The sequence below is a fragment of the Klebsiella sp. LY genome, from assembly GCF_004010915.1.
In the GTDB taxonomy this organism is placed as follows: Bacteria; Pseudomonadota; Gammaproteobacteria; order Enterobacterales; family Enterobacteriaceae; genus Klebsiella; species Klebsiella quasipneumoniae.
Genome location: NZ_CP022444.1, coordinates 208,836 through 233,969, shown reverse-complemented (window position 1 = coordinate 233,969; position 25,134 = coordinate 208,836). Strand labels below are relative to the sequence as shown.

Annotated in this window: 28 protein-coding genes; 16 read left to right on the top strand and 12 right to left on the bottom strand. The window is 59.1% G+C overall.

Going from position 1 to position 25,134, the window contains the following annotated elements:
• Positions 1–138: 138 nt before the first annotated feature.
• Positions 139–1,008, top strand: a complete 870-nt coding sequence (locus CE636_RS03885) for an AraC family transcriptional regulator (protein ID WP_004202793.1) — start codon at positions 139–141, stop codon at positions 1,006–1,008.
• Here CE636_RS03885 and CE636_RS03880 read toward each other — a convergent pair.
• Positions 985–2,151, bottom strand: a complete 1,167-nt coding sequence (locus CE636_RS03880; protein WP_017900474.1) for a benzoate/H(+) symporter BenE family transporter — start codon at positions 2,149–2,151, stop codon at positions 985–987. The two genes, CE636_RS03885 and CE636_RS03880, sit on opposite strands and share 24 nt — an antisense overlap.
• Before the next feature lie 184 nt (positions 2,152–2,335).
• Between CE636_RS03880 and CE636_RS03875 the strand changes: the two genes are divergently transcribed.
• Positions 2,336–2,905, top strand: a complete 570-nt coding sequence (locus CE636_RS03875; protein WP_017900475.1) for a helix-turn-helix domain-containing protein — start codon at positions 2,336–2,338, stop codon at positions 2,903–2,905.
• 10 nt (positions 2,906–2,915) lie between these two features.
• On the opposite strand, the gene CE636_RS03870 is transcribed toward CE636_RS03875, so the two are convergent.
• Positions 2,916–3,083, bottom strand: coding sequence for a hypothetical protein (locus CE636_RS03870; RefSeq protein ID WP_032425876.1), 168 nt, complete (start codon positions 3,081–3,083; stop codon positions 2,916–2,918).
• A gap of 33 nt (positions 3,084–3,116) precedes the next feature.
• Between CE636_RS03870 and CE636_RS03865 the strand changes: the two genes are divergently transcribed.
• On the top strand, positions 3,117–5,078 hold the full coding sequence (locus tag CE636_RS03865) for a peptidase U32 family protein (RefSeq protein ID WP_004202789.1): 1,962 nt from the start codon (positions 3,117–3,119) through the stop codon (positions 5,076–5,078).
• A gap of 12 nt (positions 5,079–5,090) precedes the next feature.
• Here CE636_RS03865 and CE636_RS03860 read toward each other — a convergent pair whose 3' ends face one another.
• From CE636_RS03860 to CE636_RS03840, 5 genes are all read right to left on the bottom strand, one after another.
• Positions 5,091–5,324 carry a DUF2554 family protein gene (locus CE636_RS03860; RefSeq protein WP_017900476.1) on the bottom strand — a complete coding sequence of 78 codons (234 nt, stop codon included), beginning with the start codon at positions 5,322–5,324 and terminating at the stop codon, positions 5,091–5,093.
• Positions 5,325–5,473: 149 nt separating this feature from the next.
• Positions 5,474–5,758 (bottom strand): hypothetical protein, encoded by a 285-nt coding sequence (locus tag CE636_RS03855; RefSeq protein WP_004202787.1) that lies wholly within the window; start codon positions 5,756–5,758, stop codon positions 5,474–5,476.
• Positions 5,759–5,854: 96 nt separating this feature from the next.
• Positions 5,855–5,980, bottom strand: coding sequence for a DUF2474 domain-containing protein (locus CE636_RS03850; RefSeq protein ID WP_004202785.1), 126 nt, complete (start codon positions 5,978–5,980; stop codon positions 5,855–5,857).
• Positions 5,980–6,990, bottom strand: coding sequence for a cytochrome d ubiquinol oxidase subunit II (cydB, locus tag CE636_RS03845; RefSeq protein WP_017900477.1), 1,011 nt, complete (start codon positions 6,988–6,990; stop codon positions 5,980–5,982). The genes CE636_RS03850 and cydB overlap by 1 nt, the downstream gene beginning before the upstream one ends.
• Entirely contained in the window at positions 6,990–8,387 is a 1,398-nt protein-coding gene (locus CE636_RS03840) for a cytochrome ubiquinol oxidase subunit I (RefSeq protein WP_017900478.1), read from the bottom strand. Before CE636_RS03840 ends, cydB begins: the two co-directional genes overlap by 1 nt.
• Before the next feature lie 720 nt (positions 8,388–9,107).
• Here CE636_RS03840 and CE636_RS03835 point away from each other — a divergent pair.
• The 6 genes from CE636_RS03835 to patD all read left to right on the top strand — a co-directional run bounded on the left by CE636_RS03835 (position 9,108) and on the right by patD (position 16,178).
• The gene (locus CE636_RS03835; RefSeq protein ID WP_017900480.1) at positions 9,108–10,520 is read left to right on the top strand and encodes a PLP-dependent aminotransferase family protein; all 1,413 of its coding nucleotides are present in this window, start codon (positions 9,108–9,110) and stop codon (positions 10,518–10,520) included.
• Between the two features lie 305 nt (positions 10,521–10,825).
• The gene (ydcS, locus tag CE636_RS03830) at positions 10,826–11,971 is read left to right on the top strand and encodes a putative ABC transporter substrate-binding protein YdcS (protein WP_017900481.1); all 1,146 of its coding nucleotides are present in this window, start codon (positions 10,826–10,828) and stop codon (positions 11,969–11,971) included.
• A 16-nt stretch (positions 11,972–11,987) separates the two neighbouring features.
• Positions 11,988–13,001 carry an ABC transporter ATP-binding protein gene (locus CE636_RS03825; protein WP_004202778.1) on the top strand — a complete coding sequence of 338 codons (1,014 nt, stop codon included), beginning with the start codon at positions 11,988–11,990 and terminating at the stop codon, positions 12,999–13,001.
• Between the two features lies 1 nt (position 13,002).
• The gene (locus tag CE636_RS03820; protein WP_017900482.1) at positions 13,003–13,932 is read left to right on the top strand and encodes an ABC transporter permease; all 930 of its coding nucleotides are present in this window, start codon (positions 13,003–13,005) and stop codon (positions 13,930–13,932) included.
• Positions 13,922–14,728: an ABC transporter permease gene (locus CE636_RS03815; RefSeq protein ID WP_017900483.1), complete on the top strand. Its 807-nt coding sequence runs from the start codon at positions 13,922–13,924 to the stop codon at positions 14,726–14,728. Before CE636_RS03820 ends, CE636_RS03815 begins: the two co-directional genes overlap by 11 nt.
• Positions 14,729–14,750: 22 nt before the next feature.
• On the top strand, positions 14,751–16,178 hold the full coding sequence (gene patD / locus CE636_RS03810; protein ID WP_017900484.1) for an aminobutyraldehyde dehydrogenase: 1,428 nt from the start codon (positions 14,751–14,753) through the stop codon (positions 16,176–16,178).
• A gap of 340 nt (positions 16,179–16,518) precedes the next feature.
• On the opposite strand, the gene CE636_RS28515 is transcribed toward patD, so the two are convergent.
• The gene (locus tag CE636_RS28515; RefSeq protein ID WP_004175940.1) at positions 16,519–16,641 is read right to left on the bottom strand and encodes a small membrane protein; all 123 of its coding nucleotides are present in this window, start codon (positions 16,639–16,641) and stop codon (positions 16,519–16,521) included.
• Between the two features lie 487 nt (positions 16,642–17,128).
• Between CE636_RS28515 and CE636_RS03805 the strand changes: the two genes are divergently transcribed.
• Complete coding sequence (locus tag CE636_RS03805) at positions 17,129–17,380, top strand: hypothetical protein (RefSeq protein WP_017900485.1); 252 nt, start codon at positions 17,129–17,131, stop codon at positions 17,378–17,380.
• Positions 17,381–17,431: 51 nt separating this feature from the next.
• Here the strand turns inward: CE636_RS03805 and yncL are convergent, their stop codons facing one another.
• Positions 17,432–17,524 carry a stress response membrane protein YncL gene (gene yncL / locus CE636_RS03800; RefSeq protein ID WP_002906891.1) on the bottom strand — a complete coding sequence of 31 codons (93 nt, stop codon included), beginning with the start codon at positions 17,522–17,524 and terminating at the stop codon, positions 17,432–17,434.
• Positions 17,525–17,719: 195 nt separating this feature from the next.
• On the opposite strand from yncL, the gene CE636_RS03795 reads away from it, so the two are divergent.
• Both CE636_RS03795 and CE636_RS03790 read left to right on the top strand, forming a co-directional pair.
• A complete protein-coding gene (locus CE636_RS03795; protein WP_004202771.1) occupies positions 17,720–17,893 on the top strand; it encodes a GhoT/OrtT family toxin in 174 nt (57 codons plus the stop codon).
• 88 nt (positions 17,894–17,981) lie between these two features.
• Complete coding sequence (locus CE636_RS03790; protein ID WP_017900486.1) at positions 17,982–18,731, top strand: alpha/beta fold hydrolase; 750 nt, start codon at positions 17,982–17,984, stop codon at positions 18,729–18,731.
• A 12-nt stretch (positions 18,732–18,743) separates the two neighbouring features.
• On the opposite strand, the gene CE636_RS03785 is transcribed toward CE636_RS03790, so the two are convergent.
• Positions 18,744–20,177, bottom strand: a complete 1,434-nt coding sequence (locus tag CE636_RS03785; RefSeq protein WP_017900487.1) for an aldehyde dehydrogenase — start codon at positions 20,175–20,177, stop codon at positions 18,744–18,746.
• A gap of 272 nt (positions 20,178–20,449) precedes the next feature.
• On the opposite strand from CE636_RS03785, the gene CE636_RS03780 reads away from it, so the two are divergent.
• Positions 20,450–22,048, top strand: coding sequence for an ABC transporter substrate-binding protein (locus CE636_RS03780; protein ID WP_004202766.1), 1,599 nt, complete (start codon positions 20,450–20,452; stop codon positions 22,046–22,048).
• 16 nt (positions 22,049–22,064) lie between these two features.
• Entirely contained in the window at positions 22,065–22,298 is a 234-nt protein-coding gene (locus CE636_RS03775) for a YdcY family protein (protein ID WP_004202765.1), read from the top strand.
• An 8-nt stretch (positions 22,299–22,306) separates the two neighbouring features.
• Here the strand turns inward: CE636_RS03775 and CE636_RS03770 are convergent, their stop codons facing one another.
• Complete coding sequence (locus CE636_RS03770) at positions 22,307–22,756, bottom strand: DMT family transporter (protein ID WP_017900488.1); 450 nt, start codon at positions 22,754–22,756, stop codon at positions 22,307–22,309.
• Entirely contained in the window at positions 22,753–23,271 is a 519-nt protein-coding gene (locus CE636_RS03765; RefSeq protein WP_004202758.1) for a GNAT family N-acetyltransferase, read from the bottom strand. The genes CE636_RS03770 and CE636_RS03765 overlap by 4 nt, the downstream gene beginning before the upstream one ends.
• A 160-nt stretch (positions 23,272–23,431) precedes the next feature.
• On the opposite strand from CE636_RS03765, the gene CE636_RS03760 reads away from it, so the two are divergent.
• Positions 23,432–24,013, top strand: a complete 582-nt coding sequence (locus CE636_RS03760) for a helix-turn-helix domain-containing protein (protein WP_004202756.1) — start codon at positions 23,432–23,434, stop codon at positions 24,011–24,013.
• A 65-nt stretch (positions 24,014–24,078) separates the two neighbouring features.
• Complete coding sequence (locus tag CE636_RS03755) at positions 24,079–25,116, top strand: NADP-dependent oxidoreductase (protein ID WP_017900489.1); 1,038 nt, start codon at positions 24,079–24,081, stop codon at positions 25,114–25,116.
• The last annotated feature ends 18 nt before the right edge of the window (positions 25,117–25,134 follow it).

Sequence of the window (25,134 nt, the reverse complement as noted above, 5' to 3'; positions counted from 1 at the left end):
AACCTGCGGCTTTCATCCGCTTGTTGTCGGCTTGCAAATTCTTGCGCTTATTTGTCTTTTGCCGGCGGTGAGGACTGGAAACCGCATCGCAGTCTCCCTAGACTAGAGTTTTCTTGACAGAACAGATGTGTGAAGGCGATGGGTTACGGGACGTTTGAAACATTACGGCGACAGAATGCGGTGCTGAAGGGCACCGTGGAGCTGAATTCCGGTATTCAACTGGCCGCGTGGTATAACAACTGCGATACCGTGACGGTGCGCAGCGATCATCATACCTTAAGCCTGTACATCGCCGATGGTTATGAAAGCTATCAAAAGACGCCGCACGGCTGGAAGAATGGCGGCGGCCCGGATCGCTTTTGCCTGATGCCGAAAGGCGATGAAAGCGTCTGGGATATCCGCGGCGATCTGTCGTTTGTCCATCTCTATTGTACCGATGCGCATCTGCGCCGCGTTGGGGAGGAAGTGTGGGATCGCAGCCCGGCTAACTTCACCCTGCAGGAAAAAACCTTCGCCAGCGATGACAAAATCACCAGCGTGTATCGTCAGTTTTTGCTGGCTAATGACTGGCGACAGCCGGCGAACCAGCTGACACTTAGCGCCGCCAGCAGTTTGTTGCTCACCCATCTGATCCAGCACTATTCCACAGTGCAGTGGCGCTTGCCCTCGGTCACAGGAGGACTGGCGCCAGGGGTGAAGCGTCACGTGCTGGCCTGGATTGACGCTCATCTCGATCAGCCGTTGACCCTGGCCGACCTGGCGCAGCAGGCGGGACTGAGTGAATTTCATTTTGCCCGTATGTTCCGCCAGTCGCTGAATATGGCTCCGCATCAATATGTGATGCAGCAGCGAATGGCGAAGGCGCAAAACCTGATCTGCCACAGCGCGCTGCCGCTCACCGAGATCGCTCTGGCATGCGGTTTCAGCTCCGCCAGCCATTTCAGCCATCGGGTCAAAGCCGCCACCGGCCTGACGCCCTCCCAGCTACGGGCGGCGCAGCGCGGATAACACGCCGTAGCTCACTCCGCCGAGCATCACGCCCCAGAACGCCGAACCAATTCCCGCCAGCGTCACCCCGCTGGCGGTGATCAGAAAGGTCAGCACCGCCGCGTCGCGCTCACTGGCCTGGTGTACCGCCTGAAACAGGCTACCGCCGATGGTGCCGAGCAGCGCCAGGCCGGCCAGCATCTGGATCCACGCTGTCGGCAGGGCCGACATCAGCGCAGTGATCGATCCCCCGAACAGACCGGCCAGCAGATAAAAACCGCCGGCAGCCATGGCCGCCAGCCAGCGCTGCTGAGGATCCGGGTGCGCTTCCGGGCTCTGGCAGATGGCGGCAGTGATCGCCGCAATACAGATGGAGTAGACCCCAAACGGCGCCAGCAGCAGCGCCAGCCCCCCGCAGACAACGATCAGCGCGGAGACCGGTACGGCATAGCCTGCTGCCTGCAGGGTAGCGAACCCGGGCGCGTTCTGTGAAGCCATGGTGACGAGGAAGAACGGCAGGCCGACGCTGAGCAGCAGCGCCGGGGTAAACTGCGGGGCGATCCATTCCGGTGCGACAAACGCCAGCGGCACAGCGGCGCTGGCTACTTCCCCGGAGACCGCGGCTATCAGCGCCCCCGCAGCCAGCGCGGCCACCACGGCGAAGCGGGGCCACAGCGCCTTACACAGAAGCCAGGCGGCGAGCATGCCGCCGCACAGCAGCAGATGATCCTGTAAGCCGGCGAAGGCTTGCAAACCGAAACGCAGCAGAATGCCGGCCAGCATTGCGGCGGCCAGCGAATGGGGAATGATTTTCATCAGCCAGGCAAACAGGCCTGTGACGCCGCAGAGGACGATCAGCGCATTGGCGAAGATAAATACCCCCACCGCCTCGGGTAGGGTCATCCCCTGCAGGCCGCTGACCAGCAGGGCGGCGCCCGGCGTTGACCAGGCGGTGAGCACCGGCACTTTTCGCCAGCCGCTCAACGCGAGGGTGCTGACGCCCATGGCGAGGCCCAGGGCCGTCATCCAGCCGGCGATCTGCCCGGGCGTGGCGCCGGCGGCCGCGGCGGCCTGCCAGATGATGGCGGCAGAACTGGCATAGCCCACCAGCACGGCGACGAAGCCGGCGAACAGGGTGGGAAGCGGAACGGTAAACGAGCGCATAGTTTTCTCTTGTGCGTTATAACGTCCGTTTACTCTATCATTGTACGTTATAGCGCACAAGCTATCCGCGGCGTGAGGGTAGCGCCACCGAGGCGCTCGTCGCAAACGGCCCGCGATGCCGCTAATCGCCCTGTAGAATGAGGCAAATGGGGGTATACTCTGGGCTGAAAAATCAGGAGGTAGGATGAATATTGCGCAACATCTGGCGGCCACCCTCAAACATCTGCGTCAGCAGCGCGACTGGAGCCTGTCGCGTCTGGCGGAAGAGACCGGGGTGTCGAAAGCCATGCTCGGGCAGATAGAGCGGAATGAATCGAGTCCGACGGTAGCGACGCTGTGGAAGATTGCCACCGGGCTGAACGTGCCGTTTTCGGCATTTATCGTTCCGGATGACAGCGTGGCGCCCTCCGCGTTTGACCCGCAGCAGCAGGCGATGGTGGTAACCCCGGTCTTTCCGTGGGACCCGGAGCTGCGCTTTGATCATTTCTCGATAACCCTCGCTCCCGGGGCGTTGAGTGAATCGACGCCGCATGAACAAGGGGTGATTGAGCATGTGGTGGTGATTAGCGGTACTCTGGAGCTCTGCTTACAGGGGGAATGGCACTCGCTGCAGGCGGGTGAGGGTCGGCGCTTTGCCGGCGATGCGGCGCATGCCTATCGGAACAGCGGCGTCCTGGCGGCTCATTTCCATTCGCTTATCCATTATCCAAAAGAAAAAACCGCGGGCGAACCCGCGGCCAGACAAGATGACTGATGATAACCACTCACAACGTGACGAGGAAAATCCGGAATACGTAATGACAGTACTCTGTACGGTGATTTGAAGGAAATATCTTTTCCTTCAATACTTTGCTGAAAACTGAAAATTCGTCGTCCCATGACGGCGGAAAAGGTTTTCGTCTGCGCCCGGTTCTGACTACAATAGCCGCCATTTCGACCCCCTTATACTGGATAACAACACGCGTATGCGCCTGCACAATCATCGTCTTGAACTTCTTAGTCCTGCCCGCGACGCCGGTATCGCTCGCGAAGCGATCCTTCACGGCGCTGACGCCGTTTATATCGGTGGACCTGGCTTTGGCGCCCGCCACAACGCCAGCAACAGCCTGAGTGACATCGCCGGGCTGGTGCCTTTCGCCCATCGCTTTGGCGCCAAGGTCTTTGTGACGCTGAACACCATTCTGCATGACGATGAGCTGGAGCCGGCGCAGCGGCTGATCACGGATCTCTATGACGCGGGCGTCGATGCGCTGATTGTTCAGGATATGGGGATCATGGAGCTGGATCTGCCGCCAATCGAGCTGCACGCCAGCACCCAGTGCGATATCCGTAGCGTGGAGAAAGCAAAGTTTCTCTCAGACGCCGGCTTCAGCCAGATCGTGCTGGCGCGCGAGCTGAACCTCAGTCAAATCAAAGCCATCTACGATAATACTGACGCCACCATTGAATTCTTTATCCATGGCGCACTGTGCGTGGCCTATTCCGGCCAGTGCTACATTTCCCACGCCCAGACCGGACGCAGCGCCAACCGCGGCGACTGCTCGCAGGCCTGTCGCCTGCCGTATACCCTGAAGGACGATCAGGGGCGCGTGGTGGCCTATGAAAAGCATCTCCTGTCGATGAAAGACAACGACCAGACCGCCAACCTGGCGGCGCTGATCGACGCCGGGGTACGCTCCTTCAAAATTGAAGGCCGTTACAAAGACATGAGCTACGTGAAAAACATCACCGCTCACTACCGCCAGATGCTGGACGCCATAATCGAAGACCGCGGCGACCTCGCGCGCGCTTCAGCCGGCCGCACTGAGCATTTCTTTATCCCGTCCACCGATAAAACCTTCCACCGCGGCAGCACCGACTACTTCGTTAATGCCCGTAAAGGCGATATCGGCGCCTTTGATTCGCCAAAATTTATCGGACTGCCGGTGGGCGAAGTGCTGAAGGTGGGTAAAGACCATCTCGACGTCGAGGTTAGCGAACCGTTAACCAACGGCGACGGCCTTAACGTGATGATTAAGCGCGAAGTGGTGGGTTTCCGCGCCAATACCGTGGAAAAAACTGGCGAAAATCGCTATCGAGTGTGGCCGAACGAGATGCCTGCGGATCTGCATAAAGTGCGTCCGCATCAGGCGCTTAACCGCAACCTCGACCACAACTGGCAGCAGGCGCTGCTGAAGACCTCCAGCGAACGCCGCATCGCCGTAGACGTCACCCTAAGCGGCTGGCAGGAGCAGCTGGTTCTCACCATGACCTGTGAAGATGGCGTCAGCGTGACCCATACCCTTGACGGGGTGTTTGCCGAAGCTAACCAGGCAGAGAAAGCGCTAACCAATCTGCGTGACGGTGTCACAAAACTGGGGCAAACCATTTATTATGCGCGCGATGTGCAGGTCAACCTGCCGCCGCTGTTTGTTCCCAACAGCCTGCTCAACCAGCTGCGTCGTGAAACCGCCGAAATGCTGGATGACGCGCGTCTCAACGCCTGGCAGCGCGGTACCCGCAAGCCGGTCTCCGTGCCGCCCCCGGTTTACCCGGAGACCCATCTCTCCTTCCTCGCCAACGTCTATAACCATAAGGCGCGGGCGTTCTACCAGCGCTATGGCGTGCAGCTGATTGATGCCGCCTATGAAGCGCACGAAGAGAAGGGCGATGTGCCGGTGATGATCACCAAACACTGCCTGCGCTTTGCCTTCAATCTCTGTCCGAAACAGGCGAAAGGCTCCATCAAGAGCTGGAAAGCCACGCCGATGCAGCTGATCCATGGCGATGAAGTGTTGACCCTGAAGTTTGACTGCCGTCCGTGCGAAATGCACGTGGTCGGCAAGATCAAAAACCATATCCTCAAAATGCCGCATCCGGGGAGCATCGTGGCCTCCGTTAGCCCTGACGAGCTGATGAAGACCCTGCCGAAGCGCAAAGGGGCCTGATCTGCGGCGACGCTACTGGCTGTGTGATGCCCGCGGTTTGCGGGCGTCCTGCCAGCGGTGATGCTCGCGCAGGTCGGCGGCGTTCTCTTCGCACCGGCTGCGAAGCTCATCGCTATCCGCCTCATGCAGCAGCTGCTGTTCGAGACCCTGTACCGGAAAGTAATCGTGCCCCTGACGGTGGGCCAGCAGATGCCCGGAAAATAGCGCGCACAACAACAGCAGGGCACTCGTGCTTCTTCTCAACATACCTTTTCTCTGCGAATCAATGGCGTGGGCTTACTATGCCAGGGGCTGTGCAGGTTTTTTTCCCGGTTTATCAAAGAAGGGCAAGGGTTTGTCAATGTCTGCTGAAAGAGGGTGAAAAAAGCCTGGCGTAGAAGGCCAGGCCTGAGGGATTACGCTTTTGGCGGCAGTGGTTTCCCGCTGTGCTCGCCGCCTTTTGGCGGCTGCTTACCACCATGCTGCGGTTGTTTGCCGTCTCGTTGCGGCTGCTTGCCATCATGCTGCGGCTGCTTGCCGTTGTGTTGCACTTGCTTACCGTCGTGTTGGCCCTTTTTCGCCGGCAATTTACCCTGATGGTGCGCGCCTTTTTCTGGCGGCGGCGGCGGGTTGTCGGCAGCGAAAGCCCATGACGATATTCCCAGCGTCAACGCGGCGGAGAGTAAAGCTAACTTCTTCATAGCAATATCCTTTATTCTGATGTGTCCGCGTATTTCAGCAGGTAAAAGTGAAGACAAGATGGAGAAGTCCAGATCCGGAATACTCTGCATCCCGGTTCAAACTTTAAGACCTGCGGCGGTCATCAGCAGGCGAAATAGCAGGCTGATGGCGGCCAGCGTCAGCACGCTGCCTCCCCACAGCGCGATCAGCCACAGCAGACGTTTGGACCAGACGGTTTTCATCAATGATACCCCTCCCCGGGCTGGACTTTGCCGCGGAACACGTAATAGCTCCAGCAGGTATAGCCAAGAATAACCGGAATAATCAGCAGCGCGCCCACCAGCATAAAGCCCTGGCTTTGCGGCGGGGCGGCGGCCTGCCACAGGGTGATCGACGGCGGAATAATATGCGGCCAGATGCTGATCCCCAGTCCGCTAAAGCCGAGAAACACCAGCCCCAGCGTCAGGGTGAAAGGCGAGACATGGCGGTCATGCAGAGGTAGCGTGCGCCATAGCCAGGCGCTAATCAGGAGCACCAGCAGCGGCACCGGCAGCAGGAAATAGAGATTCGGCAGGCTGAACCAGCGGGCGGCGATCGCCGGGTGCGCCAGCGGCGTCCACAGGCTGATGACGGCAAACACCGCCAGCAGGGCAACCAGCAACTGTCGCGACGTGCTGCGCATCCGCTGCTGCAGCGCGCCTTCGCTCTTCATCACCAGCCAGGTGGCGCCGAGCAGCGCATAGGCCACGCACAGCCCGAGTCCGCAAAACAGGCTGAACGGGGTCAGCCAGTCAAACATGCCGCCGCTGAAGGCGCGACCGCTGACGGTAAAACCGTCGATCACCGCTCCGACCACCACGCCCTGGCTGAAGGTCGCCAGCAGGGAACCGCCAAAGAAGGCGCGGTCCCAGAATGGCCGGTGCGACGGCGTGGCCTGGAAACGAAATTCAAAGGCCACGCCGCGAAAGATCAGGCCGATCAGCATCAGGGTCAGGGGGATCGACAGGGCGTCGATTATCACCGCGTAGGCGAGGGGAAAGGCGCCAAACAGACCGGCGCCGCCCAGCACCAGCCAGGTCTCATTGCCATCCCATACCGGGGCGACGCTGTTCACCATCACGTCGCGCTCTGTGCTGCCCTGGACCGTGCCGAACAGTATGCCAATGCCCAGATCAAAGCCGTCCATGACGATGTACATCAGCGTGGCAAAGACGATAATCACGAACCAGATCACCGATAATTCGATACCCATTAGCGGGACTCCTTCTGCAGATAACCTTCAGTAGCGGCGGACAGCGGGCGGGCTGGCGTACCGGTTGTCGCGGGTTGCACCTCCTGCGGCCCCTTGCGGATCAGGCGCAGCATATAGCTGTAGCCGACGCCGAAGACGGCGCTATAAACCACAATAAAGGTCAACAAACTGACCGACATATGCAGATCGCCGTGGGCGGAAACGGCCTCGGCGGTGCGCTGAACGCCATACACTACCCATGGCTGGCGGCCCACTTCGGTGGTCACCCAGCCGGCGAGAATGGCAATCAGTCCTGAGGGGCCCATCCACAGGGCGAAGCGCAGAAACGGCCGCGAGTGGTACAGCCGGTCGCCGCGGCGCAGCCACAGGGCCAGCACCCCGAGCAGCAGCATCAGCATACCCAGACCGGCCATCAGGCGAAATGACCAGAACACCACGGTGGAGTTTGGGCGATCCTCAGGGGCGAACTCCTTCAGCGCCGGCACCTGTTTATCCAGGCTATGGGTGAGGATCAGACTGCCCAGCGCCGGGATCTCAAGCCCGTAGCGGGTGCGCTCCTGCTCCATATCTGGCCAGCCAAACAGCAATAATGGCGTAGGCTCGCCGGGCGGGTTTTCCCAGTGGCCCTCAATGGCGGCGATTTTTGCCGGCTGGTGTTTCAGGGTGTTCAGGCCATGCATATCACCGATCAGCGCCTGGACCGGCGCGACCAGCAGCGTCATCCATAGCGCCATGGAGAACATCTTGCGGATCGCTGGCGACTGATTGCCGCGCAGCAGATGCCAGGCCGCCGAGGCGCCGACGAACAGCGCGCTGCTGAGAAATGCCGCCACCGTCATGTGCAGTAAGCGGTAGGGGAACGACGGGTTAAAAATCACCGCCAGCCAGTCGACGGGCACCACCTGGCCATCGACGATTTCAAATCCCTGCGGAGTCTGCATCCAGCTGTTGGAGGCGAGGATCCAGAAGGTTGAGATGATGGTCCCCAGGGCTACCATGCAGGTGGCGAAAAAGTGCAGCCCCGGCCCCACCCGGTTCCAGCCGAAGAGCATGACCCCGAGAAAACCGGCTTCGAGAAAGAACGCCGTCAGGACTTCATAGGTCAGCAGGGGGCCGGTGATGCTGCCCGCGAACTGCGAGAAACCGCTCCAGTTAGTGCCGAACTGATAGGCCATCACCAGCCCGGATACCACTCCCATACCGAAGTTGACGGCGAAGATCTTCGACCAGAAATGGTACAGCGAGCGCCAGGTGGGATTTTTGCTTTTCAGCCACAGGCCTTCGAGAACCGCCAGGTAGCTCGCCAGGCCAATGGTGATGGCGGGAAAGATAATATGAAACGAGACCGTAAAGGCGAATTGAATTCGCGCCAGATGGAATGCATCAAGACCGAACATGCAGGACTCCACAACAAAATTGATTCAGCGCAATTTTAGGCAGGGCGGCGGCAAGGGGGCAGAGGCAGTCGGGCCATTTTTTAGCATAACAGTTGGCGGCTGTTATGATCTTTTTGCCGGTCTCCGGGGACCGCCAACATGGAGATCCCCCGGGTGAACAGCGTCATTTTTAACGCTGAAAGCAAAGCCAGATTGTTGGCCAGGAAAATATTAATAATCTATTTCACTGTATTATCGTAGTCTTACGGATCAGCTTAGACCTATAGCTGCCCGGGAAAGCGCGGTCGTTTAATTTTTGTGAGCAATATCCTCTGATTACGACAGATATAGCATTTTATTATCTGTTCTTTATTAATGAATTTAACGTCTGCACACGTTTGCTAGTATGAGAATCAGTAAAAAAGATGAGGCAGTTAATTGTGAATTAAATAATTTTAAATTGTCGTCTTTTACCGCGCTTTGTATTTTATTCTCAGGATATCAATACAAAGGAATGTACATGTCAGAAAAAGGATTACATAGTTTATGTATTACGCTCGGTATCATGCTCATTTTTTGGTTGGGTATAATTACGTTGTTTTGGGCAATTTTCGCGTAACTCCGGCCTGGAGGCTTTCTGTGCGATAGGGTTGCGCTGTTTTACATAACAGTTTCTTAAAACTGTTAATTTATAACAACTGATATATGATAAAAGGAGGTTGCAGCAAGGAAAGGGTAACAATGAAAAAGTATCAACAGCTGGCGCAGCAGTTGACCGACCAGATCGCGCTGGGCGTCTGGTTACCGGGCGATCGGCTCCCCTCGCTGCGCGAGCAGGTGATCAGCAGCGGCATGAGCTTTATGACCGTCAGCCATGCCTATCAGCTACTGGAAAGCCAGGGGCGCATCGTCGCCCGACCACAGTCAGGGTATTACGTTGCCCCCCAGCCGGTGAAGCTTCGTCAGCCGGCGCCGCCTGCCCAGGTGACCCGCGATGAAGCGGTTGATATCAATACCTACATCTTTGAGGTGCTTCAGGCCAGCCGCCAGGCGTCAATGCTGCCCTTTGCCTCGGCCTTCCCGGATCCGCGCCTCTTTCCGCTCCAGCAGCTTAACCGTTCGCTGGCGCAGGTGAGTAAAACTGCCACCGCCATGAGCGTGATTGAGAACCTGCCGCCGGGCAACGCGGAGCTACGGCACGCCATTGCCCGGCGCTATGCTCTGCAGGGGATGAACGTCTCGCCCGACGAGATCGTCATTACCGCCGGAGCGCTGGAGGCGTTAAACCTTAGCCTGCAGGCGGTGACCGAGCCGGGGGACTGGGTGGTGGTGGAAAATCCCTGTTTTTACGGGGCCCTGCAGGCGCTGGAGCGGCTGCGCCTGAAGGCGCTGTCGGTGGCCACCGACGTCAAGGAGGGCATTGACCTGACGGCGCTGGAGGCGGCCCTGCAAAACTATCCGGTCAAGGCCTGCTGGCTGATGACCAACGGTCAGAACCCGCTCGGCTTCACCCTCCGCGCCGAAAAAAAAGCGGCGCTGGTGGCATTGTTGGCGCGCTATAACGTGATGCTGATTGAAGATGATGTTTACAGTGAGCTCTATTTTGGCCGCGAGAAGCCGTTGCCGGCGAAGTTCTGGGATCAACAGGATATGACGCTGCACTGCAGTTCGTTTTCAAAATGTCTGGTGCCCGGCTTTCGTATCGGCTGGGTGGCTGCCGGGAAACAGGCGCGACGGATCCAGCAGTTGCAGCTGATGAGTACGCTCTCCACCAGCTCGCCGATGCAATTAGCCCTGGTGGATTACCTGTCGACCAAACGCTACGACGCCCATCTGCGCCGTCTCCGTCGCCAGCTGGCGGAACGTAAACAGCAGGCCTGGCAGGCGCTGCTGCGCCATCTGCCGCCGGAGGTCACTATTCATCACAGCGACAGCGGCTATTTTCTGTGGATCGAACTACCGGAAGGGGCGGATGCCAGCGTGCTGAGCGCCCGGGCGCTGGCGTCGCACATCAGCATCGCTCCGGGAAAAATGTTTTCCACCTCTGCCAGCTGGACCTCGTTTTTCCGTTTCAATACCGCCTGGGGCTGGGGAGAACGCGAAGAGCAAGGGGTGAAGCGGCTGGGTGAACTAATTCGTGAGCAGCTTACCTGATCGCTTTGGCTATTTTTCGCCGCGATAACCAATCGCTATAAATAAACGAAGAGTTTTTTTTATCGAGGCCGGTCATTATTTTACCGGCGCTCACCATAGGAAATATGCATACCCCTCCTTTTTCTCTAACTCGTTGTCTATAATCCATAAAGTCATTCTTGTGTTGGCGATTTTTGCGTAATGCGTCCCGGGTCACAACCTGAATAAATTCCCTCGAGGGCGTTAATCCGCTGACTACCCTTATTTCAGGAGATATTTTTACGGCACGGCTGCCGCTAATTCCCTTGTGACAGGAGTAACACCTGATGAGCAAAAAATTGGCCCGTTGCAGCCTTTATGTGCTGGGGATGGCCTGCCTGACCGTACAGGCGGCTGAGCCACTCACCTCGCTGGATAAACCGGAAGGGCGCCTGGATATTATCGCCTGGCCGGGGTATATCGAACGCGGTCAGACCGACAAGCAGTACGACTGGGTCAGCCAGTTTGAAAAGGAGACCGGCTGTCAGGTCAATGTGAAAACCGCCGCCACCTCCGACGAAATGGTCAGCCTGATGGCTAAGGGGGGCTACGATCTGGTGACCGCCTCGGGCGATGCTTCGCTGCGTCTGATCATGGGTAAACGCGTTCAGCCGATTAACACAGCGCTGATTGCCGGGTGGCGCACTCTTGACCCGCGCATTGCGCAAGGGGCATGGTTTAACGTCGGGGGCAAAGTCTACGGCACGCCGTATCAGTGGGGACCGAACCTGCTGATGTACAACACCCGCGTATTCCCGACGCCGCCGGACAGCTGGAGCGTGGTCTTCGTGAAGCAGGATCTTCCGGATGGCAAAACCAATCAGGGGCGAGTGCAGGCCTATGATGGCCCGATCTATATCGCCGACGCCGCGCTGTTTGTCAAAGCCACCCAACCACAGCTCGGGATCGACGACCCCTATCAGCTGACCGAAACCCAGTACAACGCGGTGCTGAAAGTGCTGCGTGACCAGCAACCGCTGATTCACCGCTACTGGCATGACGCCACCGTGCAGATGAACGACTTCAAAAACGAAGGGGTGGCCGCCTCCAGCTCGTGGCCCTATCAGGCCAACGGCCTGAAGGCGGAAGGCCAGCCTGTCGCCACCGTATTTCCGAAGGAGGGGGTGACCGGCTGGGCGGATACCACCATGCTGCACAGCGAGGCGAAGCACCCGGTCTGCGCCTATAAATGGATGAACTGGTCGCTCACGCCGAAGGTGCAGGGCGATGTGGCGGCCTGGTTCGGCTCGCTGCCGGTGGTGCCTGAGGGCTGTAAAGCCAGCGCGCTGCTCGGAGAGAAAGGCTGTGAGACCAACGGCTATGACCAGTTTACCCGCATCCACTTCTGGAAAACGCCGATTGCCGAGGGGGGGAAATACGTTCCCTACAGCCGCTGGACGCAGGACTACATTGCGATAATGGGCGGCCGCTAAGGATCGGAGGTAAACAATGACGTACGCGGTCGAGTTTCAGAATGTATCGCGCCTGTATGGCGATGTACGGGCAGTGGACGGGGTCAGCATTGGCATCCGTGACGGCGAGTTTTTCTCGATGCTGGGTCCTTCGGGCTCGGGGAAAACCACCTGCCTGCGGCTGATTGCTGGTTTTGAGCAGCTCTCCGGCGGCACCATTCGGATCTTCGGTCAGCCGGCCAGCGAGCTGCCGCCCTGGCAGCGGGACGTCAATACCGTGTTCCAGGACTATGCGCTGTTTCCCCATATGTCGATCCTCGACAATGTTGCTTACGGCCTGATGGTCAAAGGCGTGGCGAAGAAAGCGCGCCATGCCCGCGCCCAGGAAGCGCTGGAAAAGGTGGCCCTCGGTTTTGCGCACCATCGCAAGCCCTCCCAGCTCTCCGGCGGTCAGCGGCAGCGGGTCGCCATCGCCCGGGCGCTGGTGAACCAGCCGCGGGTGCTGCTGCTCGACGAGCCGCTGGGCGCTCTGGATTTAAAGCTGCGCGAGCAGATGCAGGTGGAGCTGAAAAAGCTACAGCAGTCGCTGGGGATCACCTTCATCTTCGTTACCCACGACCAGAGCGAAGCGCTGTCGATGTCCGATCGCGTGGCGGTGTTTAACAACGGGCGCATTGAGCAGGTGGACGCCCCCCAGGATCTTTATCTGCATCCGAAGACCGCCTTTGTCGCCGGTTTTGTCGGCACCGCCAACGTCTTTGAGGCCGAGGCGGCCCGGCGGTTATGCGGCCTGGCGGGCTGCTGGTCGCTGCGCCCGGAGCATGTTCGCCTGCAGGGCGGCGGGGAGGTGCAGGTGCAGGGCGTGGTTCAGGCGGTACAGTATCAGGGGGCGGCGACGCGGATCGAGCTCCGGCTGGCGGATGGCGACAAGCTGCTGGTCAGCCAGGCCAATATCGACGGCGCGGCGGCGGCGAGCGTTCCTCGAACCGGGCAAACGGTGCAGGCGTCATGGTCGCGTGCGGCGATGACCCCGCTGGAAAGCGGAGGCTGAGATGACCATGCCGATTGTTCCTGCGCAGGCCGGACGCGTATCGGGGATCTTCTGGCGCCGGCCGGCGCTGGGCCTGTTTTTGCTGCTGCTTGGGCCGTTGATGTGGTTTGGCATCGTCTATCTGGGCTCGCTGCTGACCCTGCTGTGGCAGAGTATCTACACTTTTGACGACTTCACCATGTCGGTGACCAGCGACTTTACGCTGGCCAACCTGCAGGCATTGTTCAACCCCGCCAACTACGACATTATCGTCCGCACCCTGGTGATGGCGCTGTGCGTGACCTTGGCCAGCGCCCTGCTGGCGCTGCCGATGGCCTGGTATATGGCGCGCTACACCAGCGGCAAAATGAAGGCCTTCTTTTATATCGCGGTCATGCTGCCGATGTGGGCCAGCTATATCGTCAAGGCCTACGCGTGGGTGCTGCTGCTGGCCAAAGATGGCGTAGCGCAGTGGTTCCTCGGCCATCTCGGGCTGGAAGGGGCGCTGAACGCTCTGTTGACCGTCCCGGCGGTGGGCGGCAACACCTTATCCACTTCCGGCCTCGGACGCTTTCTGGTCTTCGTCTACATCTGGCTGCCTTTTATGATCCTGCCGGTGCAGGCGGCGCTGGAGCGTATTCCGGGCTCTCTGCTCCAGGCCTCGGCCGATCTTGGCGCTGCCCCACGGCAGACCTTTCGCTACGTGGTCCTGCCGCTGGCTATTCCCGGAATTGCCGCCGGGTCGATCTTCACCTTTTCTCTGACGCTGGGCGATTTTATCGTGCCGCAACTGGTCGGCCCACCGGGGTACTTTATCGGCAATATGGTCTACTCGCAGCAGGGGGCGATCGGCAATATGCCGATGGCGGCGGCGTTTACCCTCGTGCCGATCGTGCTGATTGCCCTTTATCTGGCGTTCGTGAAACGTCTGGGAGCCTTCGATGCACTCTGAACGCGCACCCTGGTACCTGAAACTGGCGACATGGGGCGGGGTGGTCTTTCTCCACTTTCCGCTGCTGATCATCGCCATCTATGCTTTTAATACCGAAGATGCTGCCTTCAGCTTTCCGCCGCAGGGGCTGACGCTGCGCTGGTTCAGTGAGGCGGCAGGGCGCAGCGATATTTTGGAAGCTGTGACGTTGTCACTTAAGATCGCCGCCCTGTCGACGGCCATTGCCTTAGTGCTTGGCACGCTTGCTGCAGGCGCCCTGTGGCGGAGCACCTTTTTTGGTAAGAACGCGGTGTCGCTACTGCTGCTCCTGCCCATCGCCCTGCCGGGGATTATAACCGGCCTGGCGCTCCTGACAGCCTTTAAAGCGGTCGGCCTGGAGCCTGGTCTGCTGACCATCGTGGTGGGGCACGCGACCTTCTGCGTGGTGGTGGTGTTTAACAACGTCATCGCTCGCTTCCGCAGGACCTCCTGGAGCCTGGTGGAGGCCTCGATGGATTTGGGGGCGACTGGCTGGCAGACCTTTCGCTACGTGGTGCTACCCAATCTGGGTTCGGCGCTGCTGGCGGGCGGGATGCTGGCATTCGCCCTGTCATTTGATGAAATCATCGTCACGACTTTTACCGCGGGGCATGAGCGAACCTTGCCGCTGTGGTTATTGAATCAGCTGGGGCGGCCGCGAGATGTGCCCGTTACCAACGTTGTCGCGCTGTTGGTGATGCTGGTAACAACGATACCAATCTTAGGGGCCTGGTGGCTCACCCGCGACGGCGATAACGTCGCCGGAAACGGGAAATAAAACCATGAAACAGGATAATGCTATGCAACACAACCTCTTAATAAACGGTAAGTTAGTGGCAGGTGAAGGCGAAAAGGTGCCGGTATACAACCCTGCGACCGGCGAAGTGATCCTGGAGATTGCCGAAGCGACAGCGGCCCAGGTGGATGCCGCCGTTGAGGCGGCGGATCGGGCGTTTGATGCCTGGAGCCAGACGACGCCGAAAACGCGCGCGGAATGCCTGCTGAAGCTGGCGGATGCCATCGCGGCACAGGCGGAGTCCCTGGCGCAGCTGGAGTCGCTGAACTGCGGCAAGCCGCTGCACTGCGTGCTTAACGATGAGATGCCGGCCATTGCGGACGTTTTCCGCTTCTTCGCCGGCGCCGCCCGCTGCCTGCCGGGAATGGCGGCCGGAGAGTATCTGGAAGGGCATACCTCGATGATCCGTCGCGACCCGGTGGGCGTGGTAGCCTCCATCGCGCCGTGGAACTATCCCCTGATGATGGCGGCCTGGAAGCTGGCCCCGGCGCTGGCGGCAGGCAACTGTGTGGTGATAAAACCCTCCGAGATCACGCCGCTGACGGCGCTGAAGCTGGCAGAGCTGGCAAAAGATATCTTCCCGGAAGGGGTGATCAACGTACTGTTCGGCCGCGGCAAAACGGTGGGCGATCCGCTGACCGCCCACGCGAAAGTGCGGATGGTTTCCCTGACCGGGTCGATTGCCACCGGCGCCCATATCATCGGCCATACCGCCTCGTCGATTAAACGTACCCATATGGAGCTGGGCGGTAAGGCGCCGGTCATCGTCTTTGACGACGCGGATATCGACGCGGTAGTGGATGGCGTTCGGACCTTCGGGTTTTACAACGCCGGCCAGGACTGTACGGCCGCCTGCCGGATCTACGCACAGCAGGGTATTTATGAGCAGCTGGTGGAGAAGCTCGGGGCGGCGGTGGCCAGCCTGAAAATGGGGGCGCCGGAGGATGCCGCCACCGAGCTGGGGCCGCTGAGCTCGCTGGCCCATCTTGAGCGGGTCAGCGCCGCGGTGGAAGCCGCAAAGGCACTACCGCATATTAAAGTGGTTACCGGTGGCAATCGGGCTGACGGCGCCGGCTATTATTTCCAGCCGACGCTGCTCGCCGGAGCCCGGCAGGAGGACGCTATCGTGCAGCGCGAAGTGTTTGGCCCGGTGGTCAGCGTGACGCCTTTCAGCGATGAAGCGCAGGCCCTGAGCTGGGCAAATGACTCCCAGTATGGGCTGGCCTCTTCGGTGTGGACGAAAGATGTTGGCCGCGCCCACCGGCTCAGCGCCAGGCTGCAGTACGGCTGCACCTGGGTCAACACCCACTTTATGCTGGTGAGTGAAATGCCGCATGGCGGCCAGAAGCTGTCGGGCTACGGGAAAGACATGTCGATGTATGGCCTTGAGGATTACACCGTGGTTCGCCATGTGATGGTTAAACATGGCTAACGGATTGACCCTTAAGCGGCAAAAGATTATTACGCAATGGGTGTGTTAGTGCGCTAATAGTCACGATGGCAAAAATGGTTAAAACTCGCGGCGGGGGATGTGAGATTATTCTGATACCCCTTCAAGAGCTAAGCCATCGTGAGTGCCGGAGATAAGCGCCGGATGGGGTTCGCCAGCCACCCTGGGCGCATCGCGCCCGGCGGGTGAGGCGGCAACGTCGCGGTTTGCGACCGGATACCGGCCCCTGCCTGATGGCAGGGGCTTTTTTATGTCCACAGTAAGCCAGGAAGAGGAGGATGCCAGCGACGCTGGAGCAGGGAGGAATTTGTTTTAACCGTATTCAGCGTTTGGTTTTTTTGCTCGGCAAGCTGGCGCTGCGACGGTCACGGATATAGGAAATAAGATTATACACCGCCGCGACCAGCAGGATCAGCGCGATGACCAGCGTGATGATTCCGGACATATCCACCTCGAAATATAAAAGCGCACTGCGCTAAAAACATTACCAATAGTTATGAATGTAAGTATTCTCTGCAGAGAAGGCAAATGATATTTGTTGTCATTTAGCGCTATTTTGGGCCCTGGCCAGCGAGGCCAGACAGGAAAAGGTTTGGTTACAATAGTTTGTGGTAGCCTGTTATCTTATTCAGATCCAGCGCCAGCGTGGTATATCGCATTTTCGGTCAAGGCGCGCTAATCTTTTCATTTGCGATTGGCGAAATATTATCTTTATCAGATGAATCAGATTGCGCTGAACAGAAACTATTTCACGACTATAAATAAGGCTTTTATATTTGCAGTCAGCGGGTGATATTTATTCGCAATATTTAATCACCGACGAATCAATCCACCATACGCGCCAGCGCGGTGGCGCACCCTCCCGGGTTTGACTTTCCGCCGCCGCTCATGCGATCATTTCCTGCATATTCAGTTTTAACGTTGATGTCGCTGTGAAAATTTTTGCTTTTATTCTGCTGGCTGTCGGCACCGTGGCGCTGAGCTATGGTAACGCGCCGGCAAAACGTATTCAGGGCTGTGAGAACGCGGGAGTGGGGCAGGCCGTCTGCGCCGCCGCCGAATGGGATAATGAGAAAGTGAATGTTCTGCCTCATTATAACCCTGAGCTGAACAAGGTTATTATCGCAGGCCATTCAGCCCGTAGCGTTTATGACCCTGATAATGGCGCCAGCCTCCGCACGTAAAAAAGCAGCCCAGTGGGCTGCTTTTTTAGGTTTCGTTGCTGAGTAAAATGATTAAAACCAGCCAAATCTCACCGACAGCAGGCTGATAAGCGCGAACGCGGCGCAGACATTAATCATAACGACGGTCTTGCTGGAGACATCCATAACGCCACCTTAATGAGTAAGTCCCTAAAGGTATAGTACGGCGGGCGCGGTTGCGCTATCGGATTAAGACGAATCAGGCTTTGTTCTGAATATTGAGCCCGATTCTGAATTTGTTATACAGGTATCTCTGAATCACGACGTCATGGCAGATAATTATCCCACCATGGAACGCTCCTCAGGGAAGGAAAACTAAGAATGACGTTATATCAAAAAATGTTGGTGTTTTACGCCATTATGGGCGTGATCTGTGCCGTAATTAGCTGGTTTTTAACCAAAGAGAGTTGGGTGATCCGCCTGCTGGCGGCCCTGTTGATCGGTGCCACCTGGCCGTTCAGCTTCCCCATGGCGCTGCTCGTCTCGCTGTTTTAACCTTCCGGCGGCGGACGACAGAAAAGGGTGGCGGCAAAGGTAAGGTTACTGTATAAAAACACAGTAACCTTATCATGGAGGCAAACAGGTGAACGGTTTCTTTTCGTCCGTCGCAGGCGCCACATTGCGCTGGCTCGATCTCCCGGGAGAGGGGCTTCCGCTGGTGTTTATCCACGGCCTCGGCTGCGCGTCCTCTTACGACTACCCCCGCGTCGCCAGCGACCCCGCGCTCAACGGGCGGCGCAAAATACTTATCGACCTCCCGGGCTTCGGCTACAGCGATAAACCGCACGACTTTAGTTACAACATACATAAACAAGCGCAAGCTGTGGAGCAGGTCCTCAACCACCTGCGCCTGCAGCGCTTCGCGCTGTATGGGCATAGCATGGGTGGAAGCATCGCCATCGAAGCGGCAGGGCTGCTGGCGGAGCGAGTGACGACGCTGCTGGTGTCTGAACCCAACCTGTTCGCCGGAGGCGGTGAGTACAGCAGACGCATTGCGGCGCAGGCAGAGGGGGCCTTTATCGCTGAAGGTTACGCCAGGATGCTGGCGGAAGAGCGCTCGCCGTGGGCCGGCTGTTTGCAAAACAGCGCCCCCTGGGCCGTCTGGCGAGCCGCCAGCAGCCTGATAAACGGCAGCGACACGCCCTGGTTTACCCAGCTCTGCCAGCTGCGCTGTCAGAAGATGCTGATCGTCGGCGAGCAGTCGCTCCCTTATGCGGATATCGAACGGGCAGAGGCGCACGGGATCCCGGTCGGGATTGTGCCCCACGCGGGGCACTCGATGGCGTGGGAAAACCCGGAAGGGCTGGCGCAACTCATCGCCAGCCACGGCTAAGGGGAGACGGCGTCAGAAAGGCAGTTCGCGGGGCTGGGTCTGGAGCGTTATCCAGCGCAGCTCAGTGAATTCTGCAATTCCGGCCCGGCCGCCGAACCGGCCATAGCCGGAGGCTTTGCAGCCGCCAAACGGCATTTGCGCTTCATCATGAACGGTTGGACCATTGATATGGCAAATGCCGGTTTGCAGACGTTGCGCCAGGTTCCACGCTCTGGCGCTGTCGCGGCTGTAGACCGCCGCGGAAAGGCCATATTCGCTGTCGTTGGCTACCGCCAGCGCCTCTTCGTCATTATTAACCCGAATAATCGCTTTTACCGGGCCGAAGGACTCTTCGTTCCACAGCCGCATCTCGCGGGTGACGCCGTCCAGTAAGGTCGGCGCCATGTGGGTATCGCTGGCTTTACCGCCGGTCAGCAGGCGGGCGCCCTTGGCTAAGGCATCGTCGATTAACGCGTTGCAGCGGGTGACGGTATTCATGTCGACCACCGGGCCGGTCAGGCTGGCGGGGAGAGAGGCGGCGCGCCTCGCCAGCAGAGGGATAAAGCGCTCCGCCACGGCGTTGTCGACAATAATGCGCTCGGTGGACATGCAGATCTGTCCGGCGTTGGCGAAGGCGCCAAAAATGGCGCCCGCCGCCGCCTGTTCGATATCGGCATCGTCGAGGACCAGCAGCGGCGCTTTGCCACCGAGCTCCAGCACCGCTGGTTTCAGATACTGCCCGCAGGTGCGGGCGATAATCCGCCCCACCGGCGTGGAGCCGGTAAAGTTGACACGCCGCACCGCCGGATGGGCGATCAGCGACTCCACCAGCGCCGGCGCGTCTTGCGGCGCGCAGGTAAGATAGTTCACCACACCCGGCGGGAAGCCCGCCGCGTCGAGGGCGTCGATAATCAATCCTTGTGTCGCCGGGGAGAGCTCAGCGCCCTTGAGGATCACCGTGTTGCCGCAGGCCAGCGGCGTCGCCAGCGCCCGGGTGGCAAGGATCAGCGGCGCGTTCCACGGCGCCATGCCCAGCACCACGCCAGCCCCCTGGCGGACGCCCATCGCCAGATTGCCCGGCACGTTGGATGGAATGATCTGTCCTTCAATCTGGGTGGTCAGCGCCGCCGCTTCGCGCAGGATATCAGCCGCCAGATGGACGTTAAATCCGGCCCAGTGCGCGGTCGCGCCGGTTTCCGCCGCCATGGCGGCGATAAATTTAGCCTCCCGCAACAGCATATGTTCCGCCGCGTCGAGCAGTAAGCGACGCCGTTCCGCCGGGAGCGTATCGCGCCACTGTGGGAAGGCGCTGGCCGCGGCCTCGACGCAGCGTTTGCCGTCGGCGAGACTGGCGGCAGCGGCAACCGAAGCGACATCGTCTTGGGCCGGGTGGCGCCGGGTGAAGGTCCGACGGTCTTCGGCATCATGCCACTGGCCATCAATGTACAGATTGCAGGTGATTGTCATGGGGGTAGTAACCTCTTGTTCTGCGGTCCCTCCAGTGTACCGGTCGCCGCTGATGGCGAGCGTGAGCGGGGCGGTTATCGCACATTTTTTTGCCGTAATTGTGCGTAGCTCACAACATCCCAATCGTGCCTGACGCAATAAGCAGCGCGACGCCGATTAAACCAGCAAATTCAGCGCGATTGGCATAAGGTGATAGCCATTGATTATTTGCCGGTGGCGAGGGGCTGTGCTGTTATTACTGTTCTTATAATCAATAATCAGGACTTATAACCATGTCTACAGGGAAAACTACGCTGGCGCTGCTGCTGAGCGCGCTGTTGCCGGTCAGCGCCGCATGGGCCGCGGGCAATGATACGCTGGTCTATTGCTCAGAGGCCTCCCCGGAGTCTTTCAACCCGCAGATCGCCAGCTCCGGCCCGTCGTTCGTCGCCAGCTCGCAGGTGCTGTATAACCGCCTGGTCACTTTTGACCCGGTGAAGAACACGCCGATCCCGTCGCTGGCCACCGAGTGGCACGTCTCTGAGGATGGCAAGACCTGGACCTTCACGCTGCGTCAGGGGGTGAAGTTCAACAGCAATAAATTCTTCAAACCGACCCGCGATTTTAACGCCGACGACGTCCTGTTTTCCGTGCTGCGCCAGATGGATCCTCAGCATCCTTATCACAAGGTGTCGCAGGGGAACTATGAGTACTTCCACGACGTGGGCCTCGATAAGCTGATTAAGTCGGTGAAAAAGGTCGATGACTATCACGTCCAGTTCGTACTTAACGAGCCGAACGCGGCGTTTCTTGCCGACTGGGGAATGGACTTCGCCTCTATTCTGTCGGCGGAGTATGGCGAGGCGATGCTGAAGAAAGGGACGCCGGAAAACGTTGATAACTGGCCTGTCGGTACCGGACCCTATGCCCTGCAGCAGTATAAAGTGGATTCGCAAATCCGCTATATCGCCAATCCCCACTACTGGGAAGGCGAGGTGCCGACTAAGCACTTAATCTTTTCCATCACGCCAAACGTCGAGACACGCCTGGCGAAACTGCAGACTAACGAGTGCCAGATTATTCCTGCGCCTTCGCCGGTTCAGTTCCCGGTAATTAAGGGCAATAAAGATCTGGCGCTGCACGCCGTCGAGGCGCTGAACGTCGGCTACCTGGCGTTTAACACGGAGAAAAAACCGTTTGATAATGTGCTGGTGCGCCAGGCGTTAAACTATGCCACCGACAAGCAGGCAATCGTTAAGGCGGTGTTCCTCGATTCCGGTACGGTGGCGAAGTCACCGATCCCGTCCACCATGCTCGGGTATAAAAAAGACCTCCCGGACTACGACTACGATCCGCAGAAAGCGAAAGCGCTGCTCAAGCAGGCGGGTCTGGAGCAAGGGGCGGAAGTGACCCTGTGGTCGATGCCGGTTCAACGTCCGTACAACCCGAACTCAAAACGCATTGCTGAAATGATCCAAAATGACTGGGCGAAAGTCGGGGTGAAAGCGAAGATCGTCAGCTATGAGTGGGGCGAATACCTCGCCGGCATGCGTAAAGGTGAACACGATAGCGCGCTGTACGGCTGGATGTCGGACAATGGCGACCCTGACAACTTTGCCGGCACGCTGCTCAGCTGTGATAATATCCAGACCGGCTCTAACGCCGCCCGCTGGTGCGATAAGTCGTATGACGCGCTGGTGAAGAAAGCGCTGCTGGTGAGCGATCCGCAGGCGCGCGCCACGCTCTATGAACAGGCGCAAGAGATCTTCTACCAGCAGGCGCCGTGGATCACCCTGGCGACCGGCAAGACCTTCTATGCCACCCGCAGTAACGTCAGCGGCTACCGCGTGAGCATGATGGGCAGCGATTTTTCCAAAGCGAAGCTGAATTAAGCGAAAGGAGAACAGGATGGCACATCTGGATGAGGTTATCGTCAAAGTCGATGACACTATTGCCGAGGGGGTTATCGCTCATATGAATGAGCTGCTGATCGCCCTGAGCGATGACGCGCAACTCAGTCGTGAGGAGCGCTATACCCAGCAGCAGCGCCTGCGCACCGCTATCGCCCACCATGGCCGACAGCATCAGGAAGAGCAGGACGCGCGCCGCGAGCAGTTGACCAAAGGCGGCGCGATCCTCTGAAGAGGTGCTCAGAACTGGCGTCTGGCCACCAGCCAGGCGCCCACTACCAGCATCACCGCGCCGCATAATGGCCCGATCAGCGCCCGCAGCGGTACGCCGTGGGCGCGAATTAAATCCATGATCAACCCGCCGACCAGTTGGCTGGCCACCAGTACCGCAATGGTGGTGGCCGCGCCGACGTTTTGATAGCCGCTGATGCTGGCAAAAACGAAAAAGGACCCCAGCAGGCCGGGGATCAGCGTCCACCACTTCACGCTCATGGCCAGCTCCTGAAAGCCAGCGGCGCCCTGGCGCAGGAGTAACAGGGTCACGAAAATAACGATACCCACCAGCGAATTGAGCAGCATGGCGATGAGGATCGTCGACGCCGACTGGGTGATGCGCACCATCAGGGTGTTCTGTAGTACCAGGCCTACGCCGGCGGCCACCAGACAGGCGAGGGTGAGCGACGCATTCATGCCTTACCGTCCGGTTCCTGGCGCGCATCCAGCTGCAGCTGCATAAAGGTGAGATCCAGCCAGCGGCCAAATTTGGTTCCCACCTGCGGCATCTGCCCGGTGGTGATAAAGCCCAGCGTTTCATGCAGGTGCAGCGAGGCGTGGTTCTGCGACTCGATCCCGGCGACCATCACATGTTTATTCAGCCGCCGCGCTTCGGCGATCAGCGCAACCAGCAGTTTGCGGCCCAGGCCTTTCCCCTGATGGTCGGGGTGAACGTACACCGAATGCTCCACGGTGTGGCGAAAGCCGTCAAACGCGCGCCAGTCGCCAAAAGAGGAATAGCCGGTGATGACGCCGTTTTCCTCGCTCACCAGCACCGGAAAGCCGGCCAGCTGGCGGGCTTCAAACCACGCGATGCGGTTGTCGGTATCCACGGTTTTATCATTCCAGATAGCGGCGGTATGCACGACGGCGTGGTTATAGATCTCGGCGATCGCCGCGCAATCGTCTTTAATGGCAGGGCGGATGGACATAGCAAACCTCAGTTCTCGTACACTATAGTAGTACGTTATTATTACAATAATGAACGTCACGCTGTCATCCGTTTTCAGCAAAATATTGCTGATGGGCCAGGGTTTGCGCGGCCCAACGGGCGATTGTGTAATGCGGGCGCGCACACTATAGTGTTACGTTATGAATACTATAGAAGACAACCTCAATCAGCGCATTAGCGCGCGCATCCGCATCGAGCGCGAATCCCGCGGCTGGTCGCTGAACGACCTCGCCGAACGGGCTGGCGCTTCGCGGGCGATGATCCATAAGATCGAGCGCGGTGAAAGCAGCCCGACGGCCTCAATGCTGGGCCGCCTTTCCGGCGCCTTCGGCATCAGTATGTCAACGCTGATCGCCCGGGCGGAAATGCAGGAGGGCAAGCTGCTGCGCTTTGCCAGCCAGCCGGTGTGGCACGACCCGCAAAGCCACTATCTCCGTCGCCACGTCTCGCCGCGCAGCGATCTGCCCATTGACATGGTGCAGATCGAGCTGCCGCCCGGCAGCGATGTGCCGATGCCGGCCTCGTCCTACGCGCTGGCCCGCCAGCTGATCTGGCTGCAGCAGGGCGAACTGGTGTTCATGGAAGGGAATACCCGCCACGAGATGCAGACAGGGGACTGTCTGGAGCTCGGCCCGCCGAACGACTGCCGCTTTATCAATGAGTCCGCAGAGACCTGCGTCTATCTGGTGGTGCGCCTTAATCAATCGCCATCCGGCTCTTAATGTTAAAGCGCATTGCGCATAAAGCAGCTAGCCTCAGTACAGTCTGCTAACAAGAGGAGTTTGCTATGACAGAACAACCGCAACGCCATCGCCGCTGGGTACTGGCTTCCCGTCCCCATGGTGAACCGACGGCAGAGCATTTCCGCCTGGAAGAGAGCGAGGTACCGACGCCAGGGCCGGGTCAGGTTCTGCTGCGTACCGTTTATTTATCGCTGGATCCCTATATGCGCGGGCGGATGAGCGACGCGCCGTCCTATTCACCGCCGGTGGCCATTGGCGCGGTGATGGTGGGCGGGACCGTGAGTCGCGTCGTGACCTCGCAGCATGATGATTTTCAACCAGGCGACTGGGTGCTTGGCTACAGCGGCTGGCAGGATTATGAGCTTTCCGACGGCAGCGGACTGGTGAAGCTGGGGGACAACCCGCAGCACCCGTCCTGGTCGCTGGGGGTTCTGGGGATGCCGGGCTTCACCGCCTACATGGGGTTGCTGGACATTGGCCAGCCGAAGGCGGGTGACACGCTGGTGGTCGCTGCGGCCACCGGGCCGGTGGGCGCCACGGTCGGACAGATCGGCAAAATTAAGGGCTGCCGTACCGTCGGCATCGCCGGCGGCGCGGAGAAGTGTCGCTATGCGGTTGACACCTTAGGCTTTGATGTCTGCCTTGACCATCGCGCAGCGGACTTTGCCGAACAGCTGGCCCAGGCCTGCCCGCAGGGCATTGACGTCTACTACGAAAACGTCGGCGGCAAGGTGTTTGACGCGGTGCTGCCGCTGCTGAATACCGCGGCCCGGGTTCCGGTCTGCGGGCTGGTGAGCGGCTATAACGCCACCGGTCTGCCGGATGGGCCGGATCGTCTGCCGTTGCTGATGGCGACCATCCTCAAGAAACGCATCCGGATGCAGGGCTTTATTATCGGCCAGGATTACGGGCATCGGATCGCGGAATTCCAGCAGCAGATGGGGCGCTGGGTGCAGGAGGGGAAAATTAAATATCGCGAACAGCTGATTGACGGTCTGGAGCAGGCGCCGCAGGCGCTGATCGGCCTGTTGAAAGGCGAAAACTTTGGTAAGGTGGTGATCCGCGTGTCGGCGGACGACTAATACGCCGGGTTTAGCCTG